Below are 6,924 nucleotides of genomic sequence, written 5' to 3' on the forward strand. Positions count from 1 at the left end.
CGGGTGAACGCCCTCCCCGTGTCAGCTCCGCCGTCCGCCGCCGACAGCAGCCCCCGGGCCAGGTCCAGGGCCGCCGACACGGCGGGCGCGCCCCGGTCGGCGAGCGCCTCGGCCGCCTCCGCGACGACGGCGCAGGCCTCGGCCCGCCCGCCCGTCGCCAGCAGTGCCTCCACCGCGAGCGGCAGCAGCTCGGCGGTGCGCGGCCAGGCGCCGGCCTGCCGCGTGGTGGCCAGCGCGCGGCAGGCCGTCGCGACGGCGCCGACGGTGTCGCCCTCCAGCAGCTGCAGGCTCCCGAGCCCGGCGGCCGCCCGCAGCGCCACCGTCACCTGCGACTCCCGCTGCCCGTACCGGGCGGCGACCTCGAACTCCTCCCGCGCCAGGGCCAGCCGGCCCCGGCCCGCCGCCAGCCGCCCGAACAGCAGCGAGCGCTCGGCCCCGGCCATCGCCAGGTCGTCGAACTCCGCGCCCAGCGCGGCGAACCGCTGCTCCACCCCGTCCCAGCGCCCGGCCAGCATGTCCAGCCGGATCAGCGCCAGCCGGCTGTAGCACTCCAGGTACGGGATGGCCGTCAGCCGGGCCAGCCGCCGGCTCTCCGTCAGCAGGGCCGCGGCCCGGGTGTCGTAGCCCAGCTCGATGGCGATCTCGCCGGTGTTGAACAGCGCCCGGGTGGTCTGCCGCATCACCTCGGGACGCTCCGAGGCGCGCGGCAGCTCGTCCAGCCGGCCCCAGACCCCGGGGTCGCCGGCCCGGGCCTGGAAGGTGAGCGAGGTGGCCCGCACGGCGGCGGCCACGTCCTCGTCCGGATGGTCCGCCAGCAGCCGGTCCGCCCGGTCGAGCCACTCCCAGGCGTGCCGGCCCGCGCCGTCGCGCTCGTCCATGGCGATCGCCACCATGGCCCTGGCCGCCCGGACGGGGCGCTCCTCCAGCTCCTCCAGGGACTCCCGGATCCGGCCGAACCCGGCCCGGTTTCCGCTGTGCACGGCGGTCAGCAGGCCGAGCGCGAGCCGGATCTCGCCGCGGTCGGCGACCGGCAGCCGGGGGTCGGCGACCATCTCGCTCAGCACCCGCGCACTGGCCGCCGGGTCGACGTCGTCGGCCGCGAGCCTGGCCAGCGCCAGGGCGGCCCGGCCGCGCCGGGGCGGGTCGAGGTCCGGTTCGTCCAGCAGCCCGCGCAGCATCCGGCGGGCGCCGCCCGGGTCGCCGAGCGCCACGGCCTGGTCGGCGGCGGCCTGGGCGAGGTCCTGCCAGGCCGCGCGGTCGCCCATGGCCAGGGTGTGCTCGGCGATCCGGGCCAGCGGCCGGGGATCGCGGGACTCCAGCGCGGCGACCGCCCGCCGGTGCAGCAGCCGGCGCCGGGGGCCGGGAATCCGCTGGTGGACGACCCGCCGGGCGGCGGGGTGGCGGAAGGCGTACCTGTCGGGCGAGGTCTCGTGCAGGACGGCCGCGTGCAGCGCCTCGGCCAGGCCGTCCGCGCCCGCTGCGGCGTCCAGCCCGGCGACGGCGGTGAGCAGGTCCTCGTCGGCGGGCACCGCGAGCACGGCCGCCGCGGCGACGACGGCCGCGCCGTGCACGCCGATCCGGGCGAGCCGCCCGGTGACGGCGTCGGCCACCGCGCGCGGGACCTCGGCCTCCGCCAGCGCGGCCGCGAGGTCGGGCGCCCGCCGGGGCGGCGGGCGGTCCGCCAGCGTCCGCAGGTCCTCCTCGACGGCCGACGGCAGGCCCCGGCCGCGCTCGTGCAGGACCCGGACGACCTCGGCGGTGGCCGCCGCCGCACCGAGCACGGTCCGGGCCAGTTCCGCCACCTCCGCGGCGTCCAGCGGCTCCAGCCGCAGCAGGACGACGCCCGCGCCCGGCCCGGCGGGCGCGGGCCGGTGGGCGGCTTCGGGCGACAGGGCTCCGGGCGGCAGCTCCTCGGGCCGGTAGGTGACCACCAGGGAGAGCCGGGGCGGCAGGTCGCGGGCCAGCCGCAGCAGCAGGTCGAGCGTCGCGTCGTCGGCCCACTGCACGTCCTCGACCACCAGCACCGGGTCGTCCAGCGCCGCCAGCAGCGCCCGCACGCCCTGGGCCAGCAGGCGCCGGGCGGACAGCAGGTCGCCGTCGACGGCCGGCGCGGCGGGCAGCCGGTCGGCGAGGTCCGGCAGCACCCGGCGCAGCGCCCCCGTGCTGGGCGGCAGCGCGCCGGGCGGGGGCAGCAGCGCGGCCGCGTCCCGCAGGGCGTCCACCACGGGGCCGAACGGCTCCGGCTCGCGCAGCGGGTGGCACCGGCCGAGGAGCACGGCGCGGTCCGTGCCGGCGGCCGCCGTGCCGTTCAGCGCTCGCAGCGCCTCGGTGACCAGCCGTGACTTGCCGGCACCGGCCTCGCCCTCGACGAGCAGCACGGCCGGCGGCCGGGCCAGCGCCTCGGCGAGCCGGGCGAGTTCCCGGGCCCGCCCCACGAAGCCGTGTCCCTCGGGCGCGTCCGGCGCGGTCGGCGGGTTCATCGGCACCGCGCCGGGCCGGGGGCGGAGAGGGTGTGAGCGGACATGCCCCCATGATGCCCGCGCCCACCCCGCCCCCGTCGGGCGGGGCCGGGCGCACCTGCTCAGACCGCCCCGTACGCCACCGCTGCGCCGCCGGGCGTCGGCGAGGGCGGCGGCACGGCGGCCGCGGTCAGGCGCCGGCGGACGGGGACGAGGGTGTCCCCGGGCGCGGCGGCCGGGCGGACGACCCGGCCCGGTGCCTCGACGACCTCGCAGCCCGCCCGGGCGAGGCGTTCGACGGTCTCCGCCGCCGCGCGGTCGTCGAGCGAGAACACGAACGGCCCGGGTACCAGCACCACGTCCACCCAGCCGCGCTCGGCCGCCGTCAGCAGACTGGCCAGGGCCGGCAGCGGGCCGCGGGTGCTCAGTCCGTGGTCGGCGTAGACGTCGGGGAAGGGCAGCGCGAGGCGGTGCGCCAGGTGCTCCATGGCGGAGCGGACGTACTCGGCCTCCTGCGGGTCGTACGGGCGGCACCGCAGATACATCGCGGACCGCCGGGCCGCCCGGTTCAGCGGTTCGTGGGGGTTGTGCATGCCGTTCACCTGGCCTTGCTCGCTGCTTGCTGGTTGCCGCTTGCTGTGACGGGTGGGGGAGTGCGGCTGCGGGCCGGGGTCCAGCGGACCTCCGGAACGGTACGGGGATCAATGGGGGCGACTACCCATTGCCGTTCCCGCAGCGTTCGGCGCGCGCTCAGCCGCAGGTGGGACACGGGGTGCACGGCGGGACCCGGACGTCGTCCGGCACCGGGCCCGCGCGGTGACGCCGGTGCGCGGGCCGACGCCGGTGCGCGGGCGCGGCGGGATCGGCGGGATCGGCGTGATCGGCGTGATCGGCAAGGGTCCTCCCGGGTACGGAGCGGCAGGTGGTGAGCGCCGGACACCTGAGATCGTGCGGATCGCCGGGACCACGGCCAAGGGTGGGGCACCGGCGCCCCGTGGTGCGGGCGGTGGCCACCCGGGCTCCCGCGCGCGGGTTTGCCGCGCCGTAAGCCGTCCCGATGCCCTCCCACCTGCGGCTTCCCGCGTTGCCCGGCCGTCGCGTCGCGGTCCGGGCGGCCCACCGACTCACCCGCGCGCCGCACCGGGCGGCAACCGGTGGTGGTGCACGAAGCACCGGGCGCCCCCGGTGCACTGCCCACACGCCCCGGGCGCCCCCGCCGTGCCCGGCCGGCGGGGTGGCCGGGTACGGACGGGCAGGCGCGGGGGCGGGCTGCCGTCGGCAGGGTCAGGACGCGGGGACGGTGTCGGTGAAGGACGTCCCGGAGGCGCGGTAGCCGGCCACGGTGGTGGCGACCTGGGCGGGGGTCAGCACCTGGTCCTTGACGTGCAGGACGTAGTCCACCTGCTCCTCGTACGTGCGCGCCTCGGTGCCGGTCTGTCCGGCCAGGTCGGTGAGCCACTGGTTGAAGGCGATCACCATCGGCCGCTCGGGGAGGTAGCGGGCGTCGTGGCGGGAGAACTCGACCCCGTCGACGTAGTAGACGATGGTGCTGTCGTCGATGGTCAGGACCAGGTCGTGCCAGCCGGCGAACGAGGTCCGGGAGGTCGTGTACTGGTTGACCGAGCCCTCGGGTCCGTACGTCTCCCAGGAGGTGGTGAAGAAGATGTTCGAGGTCTCGCCCCAGCCGCCGTTGGGGAGGTACTCGAAGTCGTACTCGGAGTAGTCGTCGGCGTTCGGTGCCTTGAGGTCGTTGATGGCGAAGAAGCTCTGGACCAGGTGGTCCCCGTCGGGGCCGGTCACCGGGGCGTCGGAGAAGCGGACCCGGGCGGCGTACGTGCCGTTGCGGAACTTCATGGCCTGGCTGTGGAACTCGCTGTGCCGGGTGGACTCGGCGGTCCCGGCGGTCGAGGTCCGCAGGGTCATCACCGAGTTGCCGTCCTGCTTGGCGAAGGTGACGTTCTCGGGTGCCCAGGTCGCCCCGGCGACGCCCGGCCCGCCGCCGCCCGCACGGGCGTTCCAGCCGTGGGCGGCGAGCGCCGGGTCGGCGTGGCCGGTGTAGTCGAGGTCGTCGAAGAGCACCTGCCCGCCCGGGACGGTCGGCCGGGTGGGGGCGGTGCCCCAGACCTGGACGCCGGCGATGCCGGCGGTGACCTTGGTCCAGTTCGCGTACCCGGTCTGGGTGGCGCCGAAGGAGTAGTCGTCGCCCTGCTGCATGGACTGCCAGTCGGTGCGGTGGACGCGCAGTTGGAGGTCGCCGCTGTCGGCCCCGGGGGCGAGCGTGCCGGCGCCGCCGGTGAAGCCGATCTCCAGGTAGCGGTCGGCGGCGGCACCCGGCTCGTTGATGGTGCCGATGGTGCCGGTGACGTTGGCGCAGCCGCGGACGGCCCAGTCGCAGGCGAAGCGGTACGCGGCGAAGGGCGAGTCGGAGCGGAAGTAGTAGCGCAGCTTGACCTGGTCCAGCGAGATCGGCGTGGTACCGGTGTTGACGACCTTGAGCCACGGCGAGGCCTGCGAACTGCCGCTGCCGCCGTTGCGGTACTGCACGGCGAGCGGCTCGCCCGTGGCGGCGGCCGCCGGCAGGGCGCCGAGCACACCGGCGCCGAGCCCGACGGCGACGGCGGCGGCGAGCGACGCGCGGACGCGGGGGAGCCGGCGGCTGGTTCTGACGGTCATGGGGGTCCTCTCCTGACGTGGGGGATGGCGCGCGGCGCCGGCGGAGGGGAGCCCGGGTCCACCTCGGATGCGGCGGTGGGGGAGGAGGTGGCGGGCCGCGCGATCAGAAAGTGGCATAGACCAATTTGGCTGGTCAAGCCCGAAGTGCGGCGATCGGCCGGAACGCCGACGTCCGCCGCCGGGAGTGGCTGATTGTGCCTGTTGGCGGCCGGTGAACGGCGCTGTCGGTCAAGGTGTTTGAGGCTGCGGCAGTCGGGGAACGGGAGTTCGACAGTGCGCCGGGCCGCGATAAGATCCCGCGTCACGGCAGCCGAAAGGGGACGGGGACTTGGGTGAGAGTGCGTCGGGCGCCGTCCCCGACCGGCATCCGGACGAGCACGTACGGTTCGCGCGCTACCGCCGGGCCCTCGCCTCGGTGGCCCCGGACGAGGCGGTCGCTCTCGTCGCCCGGGTGCTCACCGATCCCGACCCGACCGTGGCGAACAGCGCCGTCTGCGAGTACCTCGACCGGCGGGCCGCCGAACTCCTGACCGACCCCGGCTACCCGGCCTGGTGCCGGGAGCTGACCGGGCCCGTGGCGGTGGACGACTTCACCGCCCGGCGGCTGCGCGAATGGACGCTGCTGCGCGCGATCGCCCTGGGCGAGCCGTGGGACGCCGAGCAGGTGCTCACGGCCTCCAACTGGTTGCAGCTCCGCCTCGCGGCGGAGTCGCGGGACGCAGCCGCCCTGGCCGCGCTGGCCGGGGGCGGTCGTACCCGGCGCATCCGCAGCACCGCCGGGTCCCGGATCCCGCAGCCGGTCCCCCCGCCCCGTCAGTCCTCCATTCCCCCCGCTCAGAAGGGCCCGCACTCGTGAGCCTCCCGTCGCACCGGCAGCCGCCCGCCCCGGCCGATGCCGGCCCGCCCGTCGGCCGGGTCGATCCCGCCCTCGCCGACCTCCTCACCGACGCGGTGCTGCTCGCCGGCCTGCCGGTCGCCTTCGGCGACCACGGGCCCGGCGTGCGCATCCGGCCCGCCAGGCCCGTCGGCGACCGCGACCAGTGCGCGGGCATGGCCGCCCTCGACTGGCTGCCGTCCCCGCGCCTGACCGGCGCCGCCGCGGTGGCGGAGCCGGGCGACGCGGCCGGGCCGGCCCGTGAGGTGGTGGAGATGGCCATGACGAACGCGCTCGCCGAGTTCCTCCCGGCCCTCGGCCTGGAGACCACCCGGGACTGGACCGGCCGGGAGCTGCGGGTCGACGGCCGGGCCGTGACCGGCGGCGGCCTGACGGTCCCACCCGGCGTCCTGGTCGCCCGCCCGGCCGGGCTGACCCCGGTGGATCTCGGGCTCCCGGCGGACGCCGCCAACACCGTCCGCCGCAGTGCCGCCCTCGCCGGCCTCCCCGTGGCCGCCCACCTCGGCGCCACCGGCATCACGCTCGCCGCCTGCACCCGGACCGGCGGCACGGACGACCGCGACGGTGCGACGGACCTCGGCTGGAACCCCGCGCGCCGCCTCGTCGACCTGGCCGACAGCACCCTCCCCGAGGCCGCCCGGGCCGCCGCCGCCCGCGCGGCCGTCGACGGCGCCATGCGCCACGCCCTCGGCACCGCCCTACGCGCCTGCGGCACCCGACTCCGCTGGCTCCACGCCCACCAGCGCCTGCGCGTCTACGCCGAGCCCGCCCCGACCACCCGCCGCTGACCCCGCGCCCGGCGGCGGCCCCGATCGCCGGGCGGAGGTGCGGTCGTCCGTGCGTGCGGATGCCGATGCCCCGGCACCCGCGGCGGAGTACCGGGCGGCGGTCGAGCGG

At 77.5% G+C, this 6,924-nt stretch carries 5 protein-coding genes; 2 read left to right on the forward strand and 3 right to left on the reverse strand.

Annotated features, from left to right (window positions below; genetic code table 11):
- From ACFU74_RS34975 to ACFU74_RS34985, 3 genes are all read right to left on the reverse strand, one after another.
- A partial coding sequence (locus tag ACFU74_RS34975; RefSeq protein ID WP_380764170.1) for an AAA family ATPase occupies positions 1-2,480 on the reverse strand: 2,480 nt, incomplete at its 3' end.
- A 101-nt stretch (positions 2,481-2,581) separates the two neighbouring features.
- Positions 2,582-3,052, reverse strand: coding sequence for a hypothetical protein (locus ACFU74_RS34980; RefSeq protein ID WP_380764171.1), 471 nt, complete (start codon positions 3,050-3,052; stop codon positions 2,582-2,584).
- 691 nt (positions 3,053-3,743) lie between these two features.
- Positions 3,744-5,132: a cellulose binding domain-containing protein gene (locus ACFU74_RS34985; protein ID WP_380764172.1), complete on the reverse strand. Its 1,389-nt coding sequence runs from the start codon at positions 5,130-5,132 to the stop codon at positions 3,744-3,746.
- 328 nt (positions 5,133-5,460) lie between these two features.
- On the opposite strand from ACFU74_RS34985, the gene ACFU74_RS34990 reads away from it, so the two are divergent.
- The gene (locus ACFU74_RS34990) at positions 5,461-5,988 is read left to right on the forward strand and encodes a hypothetical protein (protein WP_380764173.1); all 528 of its coding nucleotides are present in this window, start codon (positions 5,461-5,463) and stop codon (positions 5,986-5,988) included.
- On the forward strand, positions 5,985-6,815 hold the full coding sequence (locus ACFU74_RS34995) for a hypothetical protein (protein WP_380764174.1): 831 nt from the start codon (positions 5,985-5,987) through the stop codon (positions 6,813-6,815). The genes ACFU74_RS34990 and ACFU74_RS34995 overlap by 4 nt, the downstream gene beginning before the upstream one ends.
- The last annotated feature ends 109 nt before the right edge of the window (positions 6,816-6,924 follow it).

The organism is Kitasatospora sp. NPDC057500, assembly GCF_042802195.1.
Classification (GTDB): domain Bacteria; phylum Actinomycetota; class Actinomycetes; order Streptomycetales; family Streptomycetaceae; genus Kitasatospora.

Excerpts from the sequence above, each read along its gene's own strand:
- ACFU74_RS34980 (WP_380764171.1), bottom strand. The coding sequence starts at position 3,052 with ATGCACAACCCCCACGAACCGCTGAACCGGGCGGCCCGGCGGTCCGCG.
- ACFU74_RS34985 (WP_380764172.1), bottom strand. The coding sequence starts at position 5,132 with ATGACCGTCAGAACCAGCCGCCGGCTCCCCCGCGTCCGCGCGTCGCTC.